Below are 302 nucleotides of genomic sequence, written 5' to 3'. Positions count from 1 at the left end.
AAGCGTGGGGTCGGAAGTTCAAGTCTTCCCGGGCCCACCATTTGCACCAGCAAGTGAAATTTGCTGTAGCGAATGAGGGTTAGGGATGATGGAATGTGGCTGATGCGGATTGTTGCCGAACCTTGGGGCCTTGCCCTTGGGTGATCGAGCTGGAGGGGCTGTAGCTCAGCTGGGAGAGCACCTGCTTTGCAAGCAGGGGGTCAGCGGTTCGATCCCGCTCAGCTCCACCAAATCGATTGGTGTTGAAGCTGACGGCGTTTGTCTTTTGAAGAAAATAAGGTTTTGCATCGGCTTATGGCTGA

The 302-nt window shown here is 54.3% G+C and carries 1 tRNA gene; it reads left to right on the top strand.

What is annotated here, in order from left to right:
* The first annotated feature begins 154 nt into the window (after positions 1-154).
* Positions 155-230 (top strand) — tRNA-Ala (locus FY112_RS22875).
* Positions 231-302: the final 72 nt, after the last annotated feature.

The sequence above is a fragment of the Rhizobium sp. PEPV16 genome, assembly GCF_008919455.1.
GTDB classification, from domain to species: domain Bacteria; phylum Pseudomonadota; class Alphaproteobacteria; order Rhizobiales; family Rhizobiaceae; genus Rhizobium; species Rhizobium leguminosarum_Q.
The sequence above is the reverse complement of the archived record's forward strand: the minus strand, read 5'-3'. Positions and strand labels throughout refer to the sequence as shown.